Source organism: Stenotrophomonas sp. WED208, from assembly GCF_040984485.1.
GTDB lineage: Bacteria > Pseudomonadota > Gammaproteobacteria > Xanthomonadales > Xanthomonadaceae > Stenotrophomonas > Stenotrophomonas riyadhensis.
Genome location: NZ_JAZARB010000001.1, coordinates 787157 through 806439, shown reverse-complemented (window position 1 = coordinate 806439; position 19283 = coordinate 787157). Strand labels below are relative to the sequence as shown.

General features: G+C 66.7%; 15 protein-coding genes and 1 riboswitch. Of the genes, 11 read left to right on the top strand and 4 right to left on the bottom strand.

Annotated elements, in window-relative coordinates; all coding sequences use genetic code 11:
- Positions 1-40: 40 nt before the first annotated feature.
- Positions 41-712 carry an ion channel gene (locus tag VPH47_RS03565; RefSeq protein WP_110713554.1) on the bottom strand — a complete coding sequence of 224 codons (672 nt, stop codon included), beginning with the start codon at positions 710-712 and terminating at the stop codon, positions 41-43.
- 93 nt (positions 713-805) lie between these two features.
- Positions 806-2650: a phosphomethylpyrimidine synthase ThiC gene (gene thiC / locus VPH47_RS03560; RefSeq protein WP_368850137.1), complete on the bottom strand. Its 1845-nt coding sequence runs from the start codon at positions 2648-2650 to the stop codon at positions 806-808.
- 82 nt (positions 2651-2732) lie between these two features.
- Positions 2733-2834: riboswitch (TPP riboswitch) on the bottom strand.
- A gap of 245 nt (positions 2835-3079) precedes the next feature.
- On the opposite strand from thiC, the gene VPH47_RS03555 reads away from it, so the two are divergent.
- On the top strand, positions 3080-4657 hold the full coding sequence (locus VPH47_RS03555; protein WP_368850136.1) for a BCCT family transporter: 1578 nt from the start codon (positions 3080-3082) through the stop codon (positions 4655-4657).
- A gap of 566 nt (positions 4658-5223) precedes the next feature.
- On the opposite strand, the gene ggt is transcribed toward VPH47_RS03555, so the two are convergent.
- Entirely contained in the window at positions 5224-6942 is a 1719-nt protein-coding gene (gene ggt, locus VPH47_RS03550) for a gamma-glutamyltransferase (RefSeq protein ID WP_350259570.1), read from the bottom strand.
- Positions 6943-7627: 685 nt separating this feature from the next.
- Here ggt and ilvC point away from each other — a divergent pair.
- From ilvC to leuB, 9 genes are all read left to right on the top strand, one after another.
- A complete protein-coding gene (ilvC, locus tag VPH47_RS03545) occupies positions 7628-8602 on the top strand; it encodes a ketol-acid reductoisomerase (RefSeq protein WP_368850135.1) in 975 nt (324 codons plus the stop codon).
- Positions 8603-8640: 38 nt separating this feature from the next.
- Positions 8641-10377: an acetolactate synthase 2 catalytic subunit gene (gene ilvG, locus VPH47_RS03540; RefSeq protein WP_368850134.1), complete on the top strand. Its 1737-nt coding sequence runs from the start codon at positions 8641-8643 to the stop codon at positions 10375-10377.
- Positions 10361-10612 carry an ACT domain-containing protein gene (locus VPH47_RS03535; RefSeq protein WP_368850133.1) on the top strand — a complete coding sequence of 84 codons (252 nt, stop codon included), beginning with the start codon at positions 10361-10363 and terminating at the stop codon, positions 10610-10612. Before ilvG ends, VPH47_RS03535 begins: the two co-directional genes overlap by 17 nt.
- 96 nt (positions 10613-10708) lie before the next feature.
- Positions 10709-11800 carry a threonine dehydratase gene (locus VPH47_RS03530; RefSeq protein WP_368850132.1) on the top strand — a complete coding sequence of 364 codons (1092 nt, stop codon included), beginning with the start codon at positions 10709-10711 and terminating at the stop codon, positions 11798-11800.
- Complete coding sequence (locus VPH47_RS03525; protein WP_368850131.1) at positions 11797-13383, top strand: 2-isopropylmalate synthase; 1587 nt, start codon at positions 11797-11799, stop codon at positions 13381-13383. Before VPH47_RS03530 ends, VPH47_RS03525 begins: the two co-directional genes overlap by 4 nt.
- A gap of 10 nt (positions 13384-13393) precedes the next feature.
- Positions 13394-14173, top strand: coding sequence for a trans-aconitate 2-methyltransferase (locus tag VPH47_RS03520; RefSeq protein WP_368850130.1), 780 nt, complete (start codon positions 13394-13396; stop codon positions 14171-14173).
- Positions 14174-14233: 60 nt separating this feature from the next.
- Positions 14234-15652 (top strand): 3-isopropylmalate dehydratase large subunit, encoded by a 1419-nt coding sequence (gene leuC / locus VPH47_RS03515; protein ID WP_197612216.1) that lies wholly within the window; start codon positions 14234-14236, stop codon positions 15650-15652.
- Entirely contained in the window at positions 15652-16230 is a 579-nt protein-coding gene (leuD, locus tag VPH47_RS03510) for a 3-isopropylmalate dehydratase small subunit (protein ID WP_006390726.1), read from the top strand. The genes leuC and leuD overlap by 1 nt, the downstream gene beginning before the upstream one ends.
- Entirely contained in the window at positions 16220-17281 is a 1062-nt protein-coding gene (gene leuB, locus VPH47_RS03505) for a 3-isopropylmalate dehydrogenase (protein ID WP_368850129.1), read from the top strand. The genes leuD and leuB overlap by 11 nt, the downstream gene beginning before the upstream one ends.
- Positions 17282-17445: 164 nt before the next feature.
- Here the strand turns inward: leuB and VPH47_RS03500 are convergent, their stop codons facing one another.
- Positions 17446-18219: an SDR family oxidoreductase gene (locus VPH47_RS03500; protein ID WP_110713573.1), complete on the bottom strand. Its 774-nt coding sequence runs from the start codon at positions 18217-18219 to the stop codon at positions 17446-17448.
- Between the two features lie 117 nt (positions 18220-18336).
- On the opposite strand from VPH47_RS03500, the gene VPH47_RS03495 reads away from it, so the two are divergent.
- The gene (locus VPH47_RS03495) at positions 18337-19242 is read left to right on the top strand and encodes a LysR family transcriptional regulator (protein WP_368850128.1); all 906 of its coding nucleotides are present in this window, start codon (positions 18337-18339) and stop codon (positions 19240-19242) included.
- Positions 19243-19283 lie beyond the last annotated feature (41 nt).

Sequence of the window (19283 nt, the reverse complement as noted above, 5' to 3'; positions counted from 1 at the left end):
GCGCCCTTCGGGGCGCGAAATTTTTATCTGGCGTTCATTTTCACATGCGCCTCAACATGGTCAGTCCGACCAGTCGCGAAACCACCAAAGCTACGTACATCACGCCGGAAAATTGCTCCAGCATGACCAGTGCACGCGCCTGCGGATGCAGTGGTACAACGTCGCTCAATCCCACCCCGGACAGCAAGCTGAAGCTCAGATAAAGCAGCTCCATCCAGCTGCGCTGATCGCCACCGCCGGTGCCGTGGAAACTGCCCGGATACCACTGCTGGCACACGGCGAACGCAAATGCGAACGCCCAGGCCAGCAATGTGAAGGTCGCGCCCGCAGCGAACAATTCGTCGCGGGTGACCTTATGGTCCTGCAGCATGTAGGCGATCAACGCCCCCGCCGTATAGAAATACAGCAGGCTCTCCAGCAGCTGCGCCGTGGTGAGCAGGCCGGTGCGGTCCAACAGCGCGCCGGCCAGCGAGAACACCACCGAGGGGATGGCCAGCAGCAGCGCCAGCCACGTACCCAGCGGACTGCGCTGGACCACCCACAGCGCCAGGCCGAGCACCGCCATGCCGAACATGCCCAGCGCCGCACGGCCGCCAGCGGTGTCATCGAGTGCGGGATACAGCAGCACCGCGATCAACTGGGCCGCGAGCAGCCAGGCCGAAGGATGGCGGCGGGCGATGGCCAGCCAACGGGTGGTCATGGCAACGGGCATGGCGTCCTTTCCCCTGGGCAATGGGCGGAGCATAGCCGGGCGCGGCGTGATGAGCGGTAGTGCCGGCCGCTGGCCGGCACCCCCGTTTCCGCATCATCCCTGGTGGTAGACCTCGGCCCCCGCAGCGCGGAACTCCTCCGACTTCTCCTTCATGCCGGCCTCGGCGTAGTCGCGCACGTCCTGGGTGATCTTCATCGAACAGAAATGCGGGCCGCACATCGAACAGAAGTGCGCCAGCTTGTGCGCATCCTTCGGCAAGGTCTCGTCATGGAACTCCTTGGCCTTCTCCGGATCCAGGCCAAGGTGGAACTGGTCTTCCCAGCGGAACTCGAAGCGCGCCTTGCTCAGCGCGTTGTCGCGGACCTGCGCACCCGGGTGGCCCTTGGCCAGGTCGGCCGCATGCGCAGCGATGCGGTAGGCCATGATGCCGTCGCGCACGTCCTGGCGGTTGGGCAGGCCGAGGTGCTCCTTCGGCGTCACATAGCAGAGCATGGCCGTACCGAACCAACCGATCATCGCCGCACCGATTGCACTGGTGATGTGGTCGTAGCCCGGTGCGATGTCGGTGGTCAGCGGCCCCAGCGTATAGAACGGCGCTTCGCCGCACTCGCGCAACTGCTTGGCCATGTTTTCCTTGATCAGCTGCATCGGCACGTGGCCAGGGCCTTCGATCATGGTCTGCACATCGTGTTTCCAGGCGATCTTCGTCAGTTCACCCAGCGTTTCCAGCTCACCGAACTGCGCCGCGTCGTTGGCATCGGCGATGCAGCCCGGGCGCAGGCCGTCACCCAGCGAGAAGGTCACGTCGTAGGCCTTCATGATCTCGCAGATCTCTTCGAAGTGCGTGTAGAGGAAATTCTCCTTGTGGTGCGCCAGGCACCACTTGGCCATGATCGAGCCACCGCGGCTGACGATGCCGGTGACCCGCTTGGCGGTGAGCGGCACATAGCGCAGCAGCACGCCGGCGTGGATGGTGAAGTAGTCCACGCCCTGTTCGGCCTGCTCGATCAGCGTGTCGCGGAAGATCTCCCAGGTGAGTGCTTCGGCACGGCCATCGACCTTCTCCAGCGCCTGGTAGATCGGCACGGTACCGATCGCCACCGGCGAATTGCGGATGATCCACTCGCGGGTTTCGTGGATGTGCTTGCCGGTGGACAGGTCCATCACCGTGTCACCGCCCCAGCGGATCGCCCACACCAGCTTCTCCACTTCCTCGGCAATACCCGAAGACACGGCGCTGTTGCCGATGTTGGCGTTGATCTTGGTCAGGAAGTTGCGGCCGATGATCATCGGCTCGCTTTCCGGATGGTTGATGTTGTTGGGCAGCACCGCGCGGCCGCGCGCGATCTCCTCACGCACGAACTCCGGTGTGATGATCTTCTGGATCGAAGCCCCGAACGCCTCGCCCGGGTGCTGCTGCAGCAGGCCGGCATCGCGGATCGCTTCCAGCCGCTGGTTCTCACGGATGGCGACGAATTCCATTTCCGGCGTGATGATGCCGCGGCGCGCGTAGTGCATCTGGGTGACGTTGGCGCCTGTACGTGCACGGCGCGGCAGGCTGCGCGCAGGGAAACGCACGGCATCGAGCTTCGGATCATGCTCGCGGTCGCGGCCGAACGACGAACTCAGGCCGTCGAGTTGTTCGGTATCGCCGCGCTCCTCCACCCAGCCGCGACGCAGCGCCGGCAGGCCCGCCGACAGATCGATACGCACGTCCGGATCGGTGTAGGGGCCCGACGTGTCGTAGACCGTGACCGGCGCATTCTCTTCGCCGCCGAACAGCGTCGGCGTGCGGGTCAGCGCGATCTCGCGCATCGGCACCTGAAGATCCGGGCGTGAACCGGGCACATGGATCTTGCGCGAACCGGGTATCGGCCGGGTCACGGATTCGGAGAGTTGCTGGGCCTGTTGCTGCAGGGCGGAGAGCTGTGCGTTCATCGGGCATCGTCCAGGAAGGTCAGGGACGAAGCGGCGGCGCACTGCGACCGCGCACGAACGGTCCTTGGGCGGAGTCCGGGCACGGCTGCATTGCAAAGCTTCCCTACGCCGGTATGAGCCGGATCAGGTTCCAAGGGACTGTCTCAACCGTGGCCACATGGCCGCGGTACCCCCGCTTCTTGGCGTGCATTAGAGCATAGAAAGCACTGCAGCTCATGGCCGTTCATCCATGCATGGCGTGGCGCTGCTCCATCGGCATTAACAGAACCGTGACATCGCGTTCAGTAACGTGCACGCGCATCGTGCCGCTGCGGCCGGTGTTTTCCTCGCCGCCTTCGCGGCCCCTGCCCGGTCTGTGCTGCATGTCGCCGGCCCCTCGCAGCAAGCTCTGCTCGCTCCCCTCAATCCCTTGATCGGAGAAGCTCCTTCATGGTGTTTCGCGTTTCCATCGCACTGGTTCTGCTTCTGGTGCTGCTTGCCGGTGTTGCACCGGGCCCCTTCAATGCCGTGGTGCAGAGCATCCTCGGTGAACTCATCCGCGGCATCGGCTGGCTGTACCTGCTGGTCGTGTTCCTCGCGCTGGTGTTCCTGATGTATCTGGCCTTCGGTCGTTTCGGCAACCTGCGCATCGGTGGCGAAGACGCTGAACCGGAATTCTCGCGCGCCAGCTGGATGTCGATGCTGTTCGCCGCCGGCATGGGCATCGGCCTGGTGTTCTGGGGTGCCGCCGAACCCATCTCGCACTTCAGCAAGCCACCGGAAGGGCTGGCACCTGAAAGCATGGATGCCGCGCGCGCCTCAATGCGCTATGCGTTCTTCCACTGGGGCCTGCACCCGTGGGCCATCTATGCGCTGATCGGCCTGGCAATGGCCTGGTTCCAGTTCAACCGCAACGGCCGCGGCCTGGTCAGCGACATGCTGCAGCCGATCATCGGCCGCCATCACCGCGGCTGGATCGGGCGCGTGGTCAACATCGCCGCCGTCGTCGCCACCGCGATTGGCGTTGCCACCACGCTGGGCTTCGGCACCATCCAGATCGCGGCCGGCATGGAGCGTGTGTTCGGCCTGCACGCAGGCGTTCCGCTGCAACTGACCGTCATCGCAGTCGCGTTCGTGCTGTACATGGCCTCCACGCTCAGTGGTGTCGAGCGTGGCGTGAAGTGGCTGTCGAATTTCAACCTGGCGCTGGCCGCTCTGCTGCTGGCGCTGGTGCTGGTGCTGGGCCCCACCGGCGCGATCTTCAACACCTTTACCACCACGCTGGGCTCGTATCTGAACCAGCTGGTGACGATGAGCCTGCGCATGTCACCGTTCTCGTCCAGCACCTGGGTGGCCGACTGGACGATCTTCTACTGGGCCTGGTGGATTTCCTGGGCACCGTTCGTCGGTTCGTTCATCGCCCGCATCTCGCGCGGGCGCAGCGTGCGCGAGTTCGTCATCGGCGTGGTGCTGGCACCAACGCTGCTCGGCTTCTTCTGGTTCTCGGTGTTCGGCGGCACGGCGATCTGGATGCAGATCTTCGGCCAGGCCGATCTACTGCCGGCACTGGGTAATGGCTATGAAACGGTGCTGTTCACCATGTTCGACAGCATGCCGCTGCCGTTGCTGCTGTCGTGCATCGCGCTGGTGCTTCTGATGATTTTCTTCGTGACCTCGGCTGATTCCGCAGTGTTGGTACTGGCGAGCATGTCCACCGATGAAGCCGGCGATCCGCCGCCCAAGCGCAAGCTGGCCTGGGGCGTGGGGGTTGCGTTGATCGCCGGTGCGCTGCTGCTGGCCGGTGGCCTGGACGCGCTGCAGGGGGTCATCACCATCGCGGCGTTGCCATTCGCGCTGCTGATGGTGCTGGTGATGGTGTCGCTGTACCGGGTGCTGGACCAGGAGTACACGCGCGAGCGGCGGCAAGCGCAGCGCCAGCGGCACATGATCGATGCGTGGATCGCACGCGAGATGGCGGCACAGGAGGAGACCCAGGCGGAGGCGGCGCGCGCGCACGATCAGGATTGAGGGAGTTTTGCAGCCTGCGGCTGCACTGCTTTTCTTTCAAGCAAGAGCACGTTCAAAAGCCAGAGCGGCTCTGGGTTGCTGCTTGCTTGGCGGGGAGGGGGCCGATGGCGGGACACGCCGCAAGTACGTCCCTGTAGGCTCGTCCACGGCATCCATGCCGTGGACGGTCCCGCCATCGGCCCCCTCCCCGCCTCCGAGAATTTCCCGGTGACGGCAGTAGATCCACGCCATGCGTGGATGAGGTGTATCGGAAAACAAGAAGGGGTCGGATCCGCTTTCCTGTGGAAAACGGATCCGACCCCAACCCACAGCACGCGGCTGTTGCTGTTGCTGTTGCCTTTGCTCTTGCTCTTCTTTTTTCTTTTCCTGCGGCGATGGGCACGGAAACTGTCAGGGGCCGGGCGGGTGGGCTGGGCGGGGGTGTCCGCGGCATGGATGCCGCGGCCAAGCCTCCAGGGACGGATTCACGGCGTCCCCCGACCAGCCCACCCGCCCGGCCCAATCACATGATCCCGCTTCCACGAACCATCACCGCAGAGGGGGCTGCGCCCGGTGGCCGGGAAACCTCAATACCCCGCCGCCTGCCCATCCTTGCGGCTCTCCGACGCACCGTAATACACCCCGGTCTCGGGATCACGCATGATCGCCTGGTACCCACCATACGGACCATCGGCGAACACGATGCGATGCCCCTTGCGCATCAACGCACGCACCGTTTCATACGGGAAGCCGGTTTCCAGATTCACTTCGCCGCCATCGGTCATCGCCGTGGCCTGACCCGTCGGTTCAGTCGACCCTTCGTGCTGGATGCGCGGCGCATCACCGGCCTCCTGCAGGTTCATCCCGAAATCCACCAGGTTCATCACGATCTGCGCGTGGCCCTGCGGCTGCATCGCGCCACCCATCACGCCGAAGCTGGCATACGGCTTGCCGCCCTTGGTGATGAACGCCGGGATGATCGTCTGGAACGGACGCTTGCCCGGTGCATAGCCGTTGGGATGGTTCTTCTGCAGCACGAACATCTCGCCACGATCCTGCAGGATGAAGCCCAGCCCCGGCGGTGCCATGCCGCTGCCCATGCCGCGGTAGTTGGACTGGATCAGCGACACCATCATGCCGTCGGCGTCGGCCACGGTCATGTAGATCGTGTCGCCCTCCTCCAGCTGCTTCGGCGTGCCCGGCTGCACTTCCTTCAACGCCTTGTCCATCGAGATCAGTGCACGGCGCTGCGCGGCGTACTCCTTGGAAATCAGCTTCTGCACCGGCGCCGGCTGGAACGCCATGTCGGCATAGAAGCGCGCGCGATCGGCGAAAGCCAGCTTCTTTGCTTCAACGAACAGATGCACATGCTCCGGTGAACCGAACGGAATCTTCGAGAAGTCGTAGCCTTCCAGCACATTGAGGATCTGCAATGCAGCGATACCCTGGCTGTTCGGCGGCAGCTCCCACACGTCGTAGCCGCGATAGTTGCTGCTGACCGGTTCAACCCACTCACCGTGGTGGTCGGCCATGTCCTGGTAGCTCAGGTAGCCACCGTTGGCCTTGAAGTAGTCGCCGATGGTATGGGCGATGGCGCCCTTGTAGAAGGCATCGCGCCCGCCATCGGCAATCTGCTGCAGGGTGTTGGCCAGGTTCGGGTTCTTCCACATCTCGCCCTTGCGCGGGGCGTGGCCGTTGATCGTGAACTGTTCCTTGAAGCCCGGGTACTGCGACAGCTTGGGCACCGAACGGTCCCAGTAATAGGCGATCACCTCGGCCACCGGATGGCCCTCGCGGGCGTAACGGATCGCCGGCGCCAGGTTGTCGGCCATCGGCTTGCGGCCGAAGCGGTCGTGCAGCGCGAACCAGCCATCGACCGCGCCGGGTACCGAGACCGGCAGCGGGCCGGTGGCCGGGATGTCCTTCAGGCCACGACGCTGGAATTCGGCCAGGGTCAGCGACTTCGGCGAACGGCCCGAACCGTTGTAGCCATAGAGCTTCTGCGTCTTCGGGTCCCAGACGATGGCGAACAGGTCGCCGCCGATGCCGTTGCCGGTCGGCTCCATCAAGCCAAGCGCGGCGTTGGCGGCGATCGCCGCGTCCACCGCCGAGCCACCGCCCTTCATCACGTCCAGCGCGATCTGGGTGGCCAGTGGCTGCGAGGTGGCGGCCATCGCATGCGGGGCGATCACCTCCGAACGGGTAGCGAAGGCGTGGCCGGTGATGCGGTCGGCGGCAAAGGACAGCGCGGGCACGGCAGCCAGCACGGCGGCAGCGAGCAGGGAACGGGCAAGGCGTCGGGACACGGTCGGGTTCCGATGGAAGGGTGGTCCCCGATCTTCGCCGCTGCGGCCTTCACGCGGTATCGGGCAGAGGTCATGGACGTTGATCCTGGGGTGGGTGCGGAGGTCCGCACCCAACAAGGCGAAAATCCGCTGAATTCCGCGCAGAAGCCGACCTGAAAGGAGTGAATTCGGGTTCACCGAAACACTTTCAGCGGCAACCATCCTTGTGCCACAAGCGATTGCGCTGGATGCAGCGGAAACCGATAAAAATTCCGTCGCGAGGGTTGACATCGCCGAAACGGTTGTGTTCCTCTCGATCACATGTTGCATCACAACACGCCACCGCGAACCCACATCGAAGCCGCCGACACCGGCGCCGCCTCGCTGCGTTCGATTCTTGTGCTCGTACTTATTACCCAACCAACAGGTGCGGGACGAGCCAGCGTGTAAGCAACAAACACACCGGAACTCTTCAAGAACCCGCACCCGCCCCGGTGCGGGTTTTTTCATTTCAGGACCTGGTTTCAGACGCAACCACCATGACCAACGCCGATCGCACAACCCGGACCTGCACCACCGCGACGCCTCGTGGTGGCTGTGCCTGTGCGATGCGCGGCGCCTCCTCCACCGCTTTCCCCTGACCGGCCGGCACGTCACCTCGACGACCGGCCGTTCTTTTTTCTTCCCACCGCAAGGAACCTCCCCCATGAGCACCAACGACCTGCCCCAGACCAAGATCGCCGTCATCGGCTACGGCAGCCAGGGCCGCGCCCACGCACTGAACCTGCGCGAATCCGGCTTCGACGTGGTGGTAGGCCTGCGTCCGGGCGGCCCGACCGAAGCCAAGGCCCAGGCCGATGGCTTCACCGTGATCGCGCCCGCCGATGCGGTGAAGGATGCCGACCTGGTCGCCGTGCTGACCCCGGACATGGTGCAGAAGAAGCTCTACAACGACGTGCTGGCGCCGAACATGAAGCAGGGCGCCTGCCTGCTGTTCGCGCATGGCCTGAACGTGCACTACGGCATGATCGAGCCGCGCGCCGACCTGGACGTGGTGCTGGTTGCGCCGAAGGGCCCGGGTGCGCTGGTGCGTCGTGAGTACGAGATCGGGCGCGGCGTACCGTGCATCTGGGCGGTCTACCAGGATGTCAGCGGCAAGGGCGCGCAGCACGCGCAGGCCTACGCGGCCGGCCTCGGCGGCGCCCGCGCCAACCTGATCCAGACCACCTTCAAGGAAGAGACCGAGACCGACCTGTTCGGCGAACAGGCGGTGCTGTGCGGTGGCGCCTCGGCGCTGGTGCAGGCCGGTTTCGAGACCCTGGTCGAAGCCGGTTACCAGCCGGAGATCGCCTATTACGAAGTGCTGCACGAACTGAAGCTGATCGTGGACCTGTTCTACGAAGGCGGCATCTCGCGCATGCTGGAGTTCATCTCCGAGACCGCGCAGTACGGCGACTACGTCAGCGGCCCGCGGGTGATCGACGCCGGCACCAAGGCACGCATGAAGGAAGTGCTGAAGGACATCCAGGACGGCACCTTCACCAAGAACTGGGTGGCCGAGTACGAAGCGGGCCTGCCGAACTACAACAGGTTCAAGCAGGCCGACCTGGAGCACCCGATCGAAAAGGTGGGCAAGGAACTGCGCGCCAAGATGGTCTGGTTGCAAGGACAGGCCGCGTAACCGCGCGGCCTCCCCCACCCGCTTTGCAAGGTTCCCCCATGAACTCTTCCACACATCGCAGCGCGCCGCCCAACGGCGCGCGCTGGCTGACCCAGGCGCTGGAGGCCGAGGGCGTCCACACGCTGTTCGGCTATCCCGGCGGCACCATCATGCCGTTCTACGACGCGCTGGTGGATTCGTCGCTGAAGCACGTCCTGGTGCGCCATGAGCAGGGCGCGGCACTGGCCGCCAACGGCTTCGCCCGCGCCAGCAACCAGGTGGGCGTCTGCGTGGCCACCTCCGGCCCGGGCGCCTCCAACCTGGTCACCGGCATCGCCGACGCGATGCTGGATTCGGTGCCGATGGTCTGCATCACCGGCCAGGTCGCCACGCCGCTGCTGGGCACCGACGCCTTCCAGGAACTGGATGTGTTCGGCCTGACCCTGCCGATCGTCAAGCACAGCTGGCTGGTGCGCAGCGTCGATGACCTGCCGCGCGTGGTCGCCGATGCGTTCCGCATCGCCCGCGAAGGCCGGCCCGGCCCGGTGCTGATCGACCTGCCCAAGGACGTGCAGCTGGCCGATGCCAGTCATCTGCCGGCGCACGTGCCAAGCAGCGTCGAGCCGCCGCCTGCGCCGGCCGAAGCCGCCATCGCCGAGGCCATCGCCGCACTGGCAGCCGCCGAAAAGCCGGTGGTCTACGCCGGTGGCGGCATCGCGCTGGGCGATGCGGTGCAGGACCTGCGCGACTTCGTCGAGGCCAGTGCCATCCCCACCGTGATGACCCTGCGTGGGCTGGGCGCGCTGCCGGCCAACCATCCGCAGTCGCTGGGCATGCTGGGCATGCACGGCACCCGCGCGGCCAACATGGCGGTGCAGGAAAGCGACCTGCTGCTGGTGCTGGGTGCACGCTTCGACGACCGTGCCACCGGCAAGCTGGCCGAGTTCGCACCGTTCGCCCGTGTCGTCCACATCGATGCCGACGCCTACGAGATCTCCAAGCTGCGCAGCGCCGATGTCGCCGTGCCCGGCAATGTCGGCCATGCCATCCGCTCCCTGCATGCGGCCTTCCCCTCCCCCAAGGCCCACCAGGACGCATGGCGCAGGCGCTGTGCACAGCATCGCGATCGTTTCGCAGCACGCTACGACGCACCGGGCCAGCACATCTACGCCCCGGCGCTGCTGAAGCGCCTGAGCGAACTGGCACCGGCCGATGCGGTGATCGCCTGCGATGTCGGCCAGCACCAGATGTGGGTGGCACAGCACTGCCGCTTCAACCACCCGCGCAACCACCTGACCAGTGGCGCGCTGGGCACCATGGGCTTCGGCCTGCCGGCCGCGATGGGTGCGCAGTTCGCCTGCCCCGATCGCACCGTGGTGCTGGTGTCCGGCGACGGCAGCTTCATGATGAACGTGCAGGAGCTGGCGACCATCGCGCGTTGCCGCCTGCCGGTGAAAATCGTGCTGCTGGACAACAGTTCGCTGGGCATGGTTCGGCAGTGGCAGGAGCTGTTCTTCGCCGAGCGTTACAGCGAGATCGACCTGTCCGACAACCCGGACTTCGTGGCGCTGGCGCAGGTGTTCGGCATCGCCGCGACCCGCATCGACGCACGTGATGACGTCGAAGGCGGGCTGGCCGCGCTGCTGGCCGAACCGGGACCGGCACTGCTGCACGTGGCCATCGATGCGCGCGCCAACGTGTGGCCGCTGGTGCCGCCGAACACCGCCAACAGCACGATGCTGGAAAGCAATCCCGCCCACGCCCGCCAGGAGACCCCCAATGCAATACCGGCTTGACCTGGTGCTGCACCCGGCCGAAGGCGCGCTGCTGCGCGTGATCGGCATGGCCGAACGCCGTGGCTTCGCACCGCGTGCGATCAGCGGTGCGCCGGTGGCCGCCGACGATGGCCGCTGGCACCTGCAGCTGGTGGTGGATGGCCAGCGCCCGGCGGAAACGCTGTGCCGGCAGATCGAGAAGATCTACGACTGCGTGTCCGTGCAGGTCATCGCCGTGGAAGGAGCATCCGTATGAACACCCGTACCGTAGTGACCACGGTGCCGGTACGGAGGCGTCTTCTTCGCCGCCCGTGCCCGCATGCGGCGGTCGCCTGCACCCCGCTGGTGGCCCATGCCGGCCGCTGACACCAGCCAGGAAAGCGATGTCGGCGACGTAAGCGTCGCCGACGTACTGGCGGCGCAGGCCCGACTGCGCCGCTTCCTGCCGCCCACCCCGCTGCACCATGCCGAGCGCTTCGGCACCTGGCTGAAGCTGGAGAACCTGCAGCGCACCGGCTCCTACAAGGTGCGCGGCGCGTTGAACGCGCTGCTGGCCGGCCGCGAGCGCGGCGATACCCGGCCGGTGATCTGCGCCTCGGCCGGCAACCATGCCCAGGGCGTGGCGTGGGCGGCTTACCGCCTGGACGTGCCGGCCATCACCGTGATGCCGCACGGCGCACCGGCCACCAAGATCGCTGGCGTCGCCCACTGGGGCGCGACCGTGCGCCAGCACGGCACCAGCTATGACGAGGCCTACGCCTTCGCGGTCGAACTGGCACAACGCCACGGCTACCGCTTCCTGTCCGCGTTCGACGATGCCGACGTGATCGCCGGCCAGGGCACGGTCGGCATCGAGCTGGCCGCGCACGCGCCGGACGTGGTGATCGTGCCGATCGGTGGCGGCGGCCTGGCCTCCGGCGTTGCGTTGGCGCTGAAATCGCAGGGCGTCCGCGTCGTTGGCGCGCAGGTGGAAGGTGTCGATTCGATGGCGCGTGCGATCCGTGGCGACGTGCGCGGGATTGCCCCCGTTGCCTCGCTGGCCGACGGCGTGCGGGTGAAGATTCCCGGCTTCCTGACCCGCCGCCTGTGCGCCTCGCTGCTGGACGATGTAGTGATCGTGCGCGAGGCCGAACTGCGCGAAACCCTGGTGCGGCTGGCACTGGAAGAACACATCATCGCCGAGGGCGCTGGTGTGCTAGCGCTGGCGGCCGGCCGCCGCGTCGCCGGCCGCCGCAAGTGCGCGGTGGTCTCCGGCGGCAACATCGATGCCGGTGTCCTGGCCGGCCTGCTCACCGACATCCGCCCGCGCCCGCCACGCAAACCGCGGCGACGGCGCAGTGAAACCCCGCGCTCGCCCGCCAGGGCCAGCGCCACCGCTTCCCCCACCTCTTCCCCTTCCCCCCTGCAAGCCGTCGCACCCGCTGTCGAGGAGATTTCCCTGTGACCACCATCGAACGAATTACCACCCCGCGCATCCGCATCTTCGACACCACTCTGCGTGACGGCGAGCAGTCCCCCGGCTGCAGCATGAGCCCGCCGCAGAAACTGGTGATGGCGCGTGCGCTGGACGAACTGGGCGTGGACATCATCGAGACCGGCTTCCCGGCCAGCTCGCAGTCCGACCGCGAGGCGATGGCACTGATCGGCCGCGAACTGCGCCGTCCGAGCCTGACCCTGGCGGTGCTGTCGCGCTGCCTGCAGGCCGACATCGAAACCTCGGCACGTGCGCTGGAGGCCGCTGCCAACCCGCGCCTGCACGTGTTCCTGTCGACCAGCCCGCTGCACCGCGAGCACAAGCTGCGGATGACCCGCGAGCAGGTACTGGAGTCGGTACGCAAGCACGTCTCGCTGGCCCGCTCCTACATCGACGATGTCGAATTCTCGGCCGAAGATGCCACCCGCACCGAGCTGGACTACCTGATCGAAGTCGCGCGCGTGGCCATTGCTGCCGGCGCCACTACCATCAACCTGCCCGACACCGTCGGCTTCACCACGCCGGAAGAGATCCGCGCGATGTTCCAGCAGGTCATCGCCGGCGTCGCCGACGTGCCGAATTCCGCCAACGTGATCTTCAGCGCGCATTGCCACAACGACCTGGGCCTGGCCGTGGCCAACTCGCTGGCCGCCATCGAAGGCGGCGCGCGCCAGGTCGAATGCACCGTCAATGGCATCGGCGAGCGCGCCGGCAACTGCTCGCTGGAGGAGATCGCGATGGTGCTGAAGGTGCGCCAGGCCTTCTACGAGCAGGACAGCGCGATCAACACCCCGCGCATCGTCGGCACCTCGCAGCTGCTGCAGCGCCTGGTCGGCATGCCGGTACAGCGCAACAAGGCCATCGTCGGCGCCAATGCCTTCGCCCACGAATCGGGCATCCACCAGCACGGCATGCTGCGCCACCGCGGCACCTACGAAATCATGCGTCCGGAAGACGTGGGCTGGGAAGATTCGCAGATGGTGCTGGGCCGCCACAGTGGCCGCGCCGCCGTCGAAGCCCGCTTGCGTGCGCTGGGCTTCTGGCTGGACGAAGACGAACTGAAGCTGGTGTTCGAGCAGTTCAAGGGTCTGTGCGAACAGCAGCGCGTGGTCACCGATGCCGACCTGCAAACCTTGATGCAGGGCGGCTCCAACGCGCAGGGCTACCGCCTGGCGTCGATGACCATCAGCGATGTCGGCAGCCGCGCCAATGCGCTGGTGGAACTGTCCGACCCGGACGGCAACCGCGTGGCCGAGACCGCGCAGGGCGATGGCCCGGTCGATGCGCTGTTCGGCGCGCTGTCGGCCGCTACCGGCGTGCAGCTGATGCTGGACAGCTACCACGTGCACAGCGTCGGCATCGGCGCCGACGCGCGCGGCGAAGCCAATCTGAGCGTGCGCCACGAGGGCGTGGAGTACGACGGCACCGGCACCAGCAAGGACATCATCGAAGCCTCCGCACTGGCCTGGCTGGATGTTGCCAACCGCCTGCTGCGCCAGCGCCAGGCTGCCGCCCACAGCAACACCGACGTTGCCACCCCCGCCACCGCCTGAGGACCCCGCCATGAGCGCCTTCGACACCCCCACCCCGACCAGCGCCGCTGGCCAGCAGTGGAACGCCCAGGATTATGCGATCGACGCCGGCTTCGTGCCGCTGCTCGGCGGCGCTGTATCGCGCCTGCTCGACCCGCGCGCCGGTGAACGCATCCTCGACCTGGGCTGTGGCGATGGCGTGCTCAGCACCGAGCTGGCGCTGAGCGGCGCGCACATCCACGGCGTGGATGCGTCGCCGGAACTGGTGATCGCCGCGCGTGCGCGCGGTGCCGATGCGCAGGTGATGGATGGCCACGCACTGACCTTCAACGCCGAGTTCGATGCGGTGTTCAGCAATGCGGCACTGCATTGGATGGGCAACCCCGACAAAGTGCTGGAAGGTGTGCGCCGCGCCCTGCGCCCCGGTGGCCGCTTCGTCGCCGAATTCGGCGGCCATGGCAACGTGGCCACCATCATCGCGGCGGTGCAGGCCGCGCGCGTGGCCCACGGCCACGGCGCCAGTGCCTTCCAGTGGTACTTCCCCACTGCCGATGCCTATGCCGACCGCCTGCGCCAGCATGGTTTCCAGGTTCAACTGATCGAGTGCACGCCGCGCCCGACCGCACTGCCGACCGGCGTTGCCGGCTGGCTGCGGGTATTCGCCGCGCCGCTGCTGGACGACCTGCCGGCCGAGGCACGCGCCACCGTGCGCGAGGCCGCCACCGCATTGCTGGCCGAGCTGCCGCGCAATGCCGCCGGCCAGCCGCTGGCCGACTACGTGCGGCTGCGGGTGCTCGCCCGCCGTCGCTGACATGACCTTTTCGCTATCTTTCCTGATGTCCGCTATTTCGTACTTCTGCCAGGCATACGCATGACTTCCGCACCCCGCACCCTGTACGACAAACTGTGGGACGCCCACGTGGTGGTTCCCGAATCCGACAGCGCGCCCGCCGTGCTGTACATCGACCTGCACCTGATCCACGAGGTCACTTCGCCGCAGGCGTTCACCGAACTGCGCGAGCGCGGCCTGTCGCCGCGCCGCCCGGATCGCACCAAGGCGACGATGGACCACTCCACGCCGACCCTGCCGGCCGCCGCCGATGGCACGCTGCCCTATGCCAGCGCCGCCTCCGAAGCCCAGGTCGCCACGCTGGCACGCAACTGCGCCGAGCACGGCATCGAGCTGTTCGACATGGCCTCGGACAATCGCGGCATCGTCCACGTGATCGCGCCGGAACAAGGCTTCACCCAGCCGGGCATGACCATCGTCTGTGGCGACAGCCACACCTCCACCCACGGGGCCTTCGGCTCGCTGGCGTTCGGCATCGGTACCAGTGAAGTCGGCCACGTGCTGGCCACGCAGTGCCTGCTGCAGCGCAAGGCGAAGACGTTCGCGATCACCGTTGACGGCGCGCTGGCGCCGGGCGTCGGTGCCAAGGACGTGGTCCTGCACATCATCGGCGTGATCGGCGTCAATGGTGGCACTGGCCACGTGATCGAGTTCCGTGGCAGCACCATCGAAGCAATGGACATGGAACAGCGCATGACCCTGTGCAACATGTCGATCGAAGCGGGTGCGCGTGCCGGCATGGTGGCGCCGGACCAGGTCACCTTCGACTTCGTCGCCGCGACCCCACGTGGTCCCAAGGGCGCCGACTTCGACGCTGCCGTGGCGCGCTGGCAGCAGCTGCGCAGCGATGAGGGCGCACGTTTCGACAGTGAAGTGCACATCGACGCTGCCGATATCCGCCCGACCCTGACCTGGGGCACCCATCCGGGCACCGCCATCGCAGTGGATGCGCCGATTCCGGCGGCCAACGATGCTGCCGCACAGAAAGGCCTGGACTACATGCATTTCCAGGCCGGCAAGGCGCTGGCAGGTACGCCGGTGGACGTGGTGTTCGTCGGCTCGTGCACCAACGGCCGCCTGAGCGACATGCGCGAGGTCGCACAGGTCCTGCGCGGTCGTCGCGTCGCCGAGCGGGTACGCATGCTGGTGGTGCCGGGCTCGGAGATCGTCAAGCGCGAGGCCGAGGCCGAAGGCATCGACGAGATCGTGCGCGCGGCCGGTGCCGAGTGGCGCGAGCCGGGCTGCTCGATGTGCATCGCCATGAACGGCGATCTGGTCGCGCCCGGCCAGTTGGCCGTGAGCACCAGCAACCGCAATTTCGAGGGGCGCCAGGGCCCCGGTTCGCGCACGCTGCTGGCCTCGCCGATGAGCGCGGCGTGGGCCGCGGTGAACGGGCACGTTGCCGACACCCGCGAACTGTTCGCACAGGAGGTGGCGTGATGGCCGGCTTCCGTACCCTGACCTCGTCCAGCGTGGTGCTGGCGCAGACCAACATCGACACCGACCAGATCATCCCGGCCCGGTTCCTGTCCACCACCGAACGTGCCGGCCTCGGCCGCAACGCGTTCAATGACTGGCGCTGGCAGGCCGATGGTTCGCCGGTCGCCGACTTCGCCTTCAACCAGCCACACAACGCTGGCCGCAGCATCCTGCTGGCGGGCCGCAACTTCGGCTGCGGTTCCTCGCGCGAGCATGCACCGTGGGCGCTGACCGACCTCGGCCTGCGCGCCATCGTCAGCAGCGAGATCGCCGACATCTTCCGCGGCAACTCGCTGAAGAACGGCCTGTTGCCGATCGTGCTGGACGAGGCCGATGTGCAGGCGCTGATGCAGCGCCCGGACGACGAGCTGACCATCGACGTGGCCGCGCGCGAACTGCGCACGCCCGATGGTCGCGTCTATTCCTTCCCGCTGGATGGCTTCTCGCAGACCTGCCTGCTGGAAGGTGTCGACCAGTTGGGGTATCTGTTGGGCCGTGTCCCTGAAATTGAACGTTACGAGAGTGAGCATGCACGCTGAAATTGTTGTCCTGCCCGGTGATGGCATCGGCCCGGAAGTCGCCGCCGCCGCGGTTGCGGTCCTGAAGGCCGTCGCCGAACGCTTCAGCCACACCTTCACCTTCAGCGAGCACGACATCGGTGGCATCGCCATCGACCGCCACGGTGAACCGCTGCCGGCGTCGACCCTGGCGGCCTGCCAGGCCGCGAACGCGGTGCTGCTGGGCGCGGTCGGTGGCCCGAAGTGGTCCGACCCGAACGCCAAGGTGCGCCCGGAGCAGGGCCTGCTGGCGATCCGCAAGGCGCTGGGGCTGTATGCCAACCTGCGCCCGGTGCGTACCCATGAAGCCGCCCTGCACGCCTCGCCGATCAAGGCCGAGCTGCTGCAGGGGGTGGACTTCGTGGTGGTGCGCGAACTGACCGGCGGCATCTACTTCGGCGACAAGACCCGCGATGCCGACAGCGCCAGCGACCTGTGCCGCTATACCGTGGCCGAGATCGAACGCGTGCTGCGCAGTGCGTTCCGCCTGGCGCAACAGCGTCGCGGCAAGGTCACCTCGGTGGACAAGGCCAACGTGCTGGAAACCTCGCGCCTGTGGCGTGACGTGGCGGCACGCATCGGCCGCGATGAGTTCCCGGACGTGGCGCTGGAGCACCAGCTGGTCGATTCGATGGCGATGCACCTGCTGGCCAAGCCGCGCGAGTACGACGTGATCGTCACCGAGAACATGTTCGGCGACATCCTCACCGACGAAGCCTCGATGCTGGCCGGCTCGCTCGGCCTGCTGCCGTCGGCCTCGCTGGGCGAGCCCGGTGCGGTCGGCATCTACGAACCGATCCACGGTTCGGCCCCGGACATCGCCGGCAAGGGCATCGCCAATCCCTACGCAACGATCTTCAGTGCGGCGATGCTGCTGCGCCATTCGCTGGGGCTGGAAGCCGAAGCCGCCGCGGTGGAAGCCGCCGTGCACGCCGTGCTGGACGACGGCGTGTTCACTGCCGACCTCGCGGCCAAGGGCCAGGCCGTCAGCACCGCTGCCGCCACCGACGCGGTGCTGGCCAAACTCAACTGATCCGATAGCGCCACGCCATGCGTGGCGTCTCTCCCTTTGGATATTGTGCGCAGCCACCCATGGGGTGGCTCTACTGTAGATCCACGCCATGCGTGGATGTGCCATCCGTGCCAACCAAGGTTGGCACCCACCACCGCAGTAGAGCCACGCCCTGCGTGGCTGCGTTATTTGGTGGTGTAACCGCCGTTGACCAGGATGGTCTGCCCGGTCATCCACCAGCCGTCGGTGACCAGGAAGCGGATCCACGGCACGATGTCGGCGATGTCGGTCAGTCCGGTACGGGTGAACGCCGACAGTGCGGCCGCGGTCTTGTGATACGCCTGCGCATCGGCACTCTCGGCGGGATAGAAGAACGGCGTGTCCATCGGACCCGGGCCGATCGCGGTCACCGAGATGCCACGCTCACCGAACTCCTTGGACGCCGCGCGGGTGAAATGCTCGACCGGTGCCTTGGTGCCTGCATAGCTGGAATAGAACGGGGTGAACGCCCCCAGCAGCGAGGTGACCAGCGTGCAGATGCGGCCACCGTCGTTGACGTGGCGGCCGGCCTCCTTCAGGAAGAAGAACGCAGCCTTGGCATTGACCGCACTCATCTCGTCGTACTCGGCTTCACTGATCTCAAGCAGCGGCTTCTTCAACACCTTGCCGACCGTATTGATGGCGATATCGGGGCGGCCAACTGCGGCCACGGCTCCAGCGAACAAGCGCTCCATCGCTGCCGCCGACGTCAGGTCGCCCTGCAGCGCCACCGCCGTGCTGCCAGCGGCCTGCACGGCGGCGACGGTGGCCTCTGCATCGGCCTGGGTGGCGGCGCTGTTGTAGTGGATGACGATGGCTTTGGCGCCCTGGCTGGCGAAGTCGCGGGCCAGCAGGCCGCCCAGGTTCTTGGCGCCACCGGCGATCAGCACGGTCTTGCCCTTGAGGGAATGGTCGGTCATGGCGTCTGTCTCGGGAGGGGGCTGCCCGGGGTGGCAACCCTGCCCTGACGACGATATCGTGCAGAAAATGCGGATAAAGCCCGCCACATTGACTTAACTTTCCAGAGCCAACGAACAATGGACCGGATCGATCGCTTCCGCATCTTCACTCGGGTGGTGGAGTGCGCCAGCTTCACCCGCGCCGCCGACCAGCTCGGCCTGCCCCGCTCCACTGTCTCGGCGGCCATTGCGGAGCTGGAGCAGCGGCTTGGCACCCGCCTGCTGCAGCGCTCGACCCGGCGGGTCTCCACCACCCACGACGGCGACGTGTTCCATGCCCGCTGCCTGCGCCTGATCGCAGAGGTTGAAGACGCCGAATCGTTGTTCCGACAGGATGACGCACAGCCGGTGGGCCTGCTGAAGATCGACGTGCCCAGCCGCATCGGCCGCCGCATCCTCGCCCCTGCGCTGCCGGATTTCTTCGCTCGCCATCCACAGGTGGAAGTGGACCTGGGCATGACCGACCGCGCGGTGAACCTGATCGAAGACGGCTGTGATGCGGTACTGCGGGTCGGGCAGCTGGGTGACTCCAGCCTGGTCGCGCGCACGCTGGGACAGCTCGACTTCGTCAACGTCGCCGCGCCGGCCTACCTGCGCGAGCACGGCATGCCACAGCATCCTGCCGACCTGCAGCAGCACCGCGCGGTGAACTATGCATCGCCGACGACAGCGCGGGTGGAAGCGTGGGAGTGGCAGGACGGCAGCCAGCTGCGCACGTTGCCGATGCCCGGCTGGGTGCGGGTCAACAGTGCCGAGGCCTCGATCGCCTGCTGCGTGGCCGGACTGGGGCTGCTGCAGATTCCGCGCTACGACGTACAGGCTGAACTGCAGTCAGGCGCATTGGTGGAGGTAATGCCGCAGTACGTGGCGCAGCCCTTGCCGGTGACGCTGTTGCAACCGCACCGGCAACACCGTGCGCTGCGCGTGCAGGTGTTCATCGAATGGCTGCTGCCGGTGCTGCGGAACGGCCTGCAGCTGCAGTAGATCGGCGCCATGCGTGGATGCACGCATCAGTGCCAACCAAG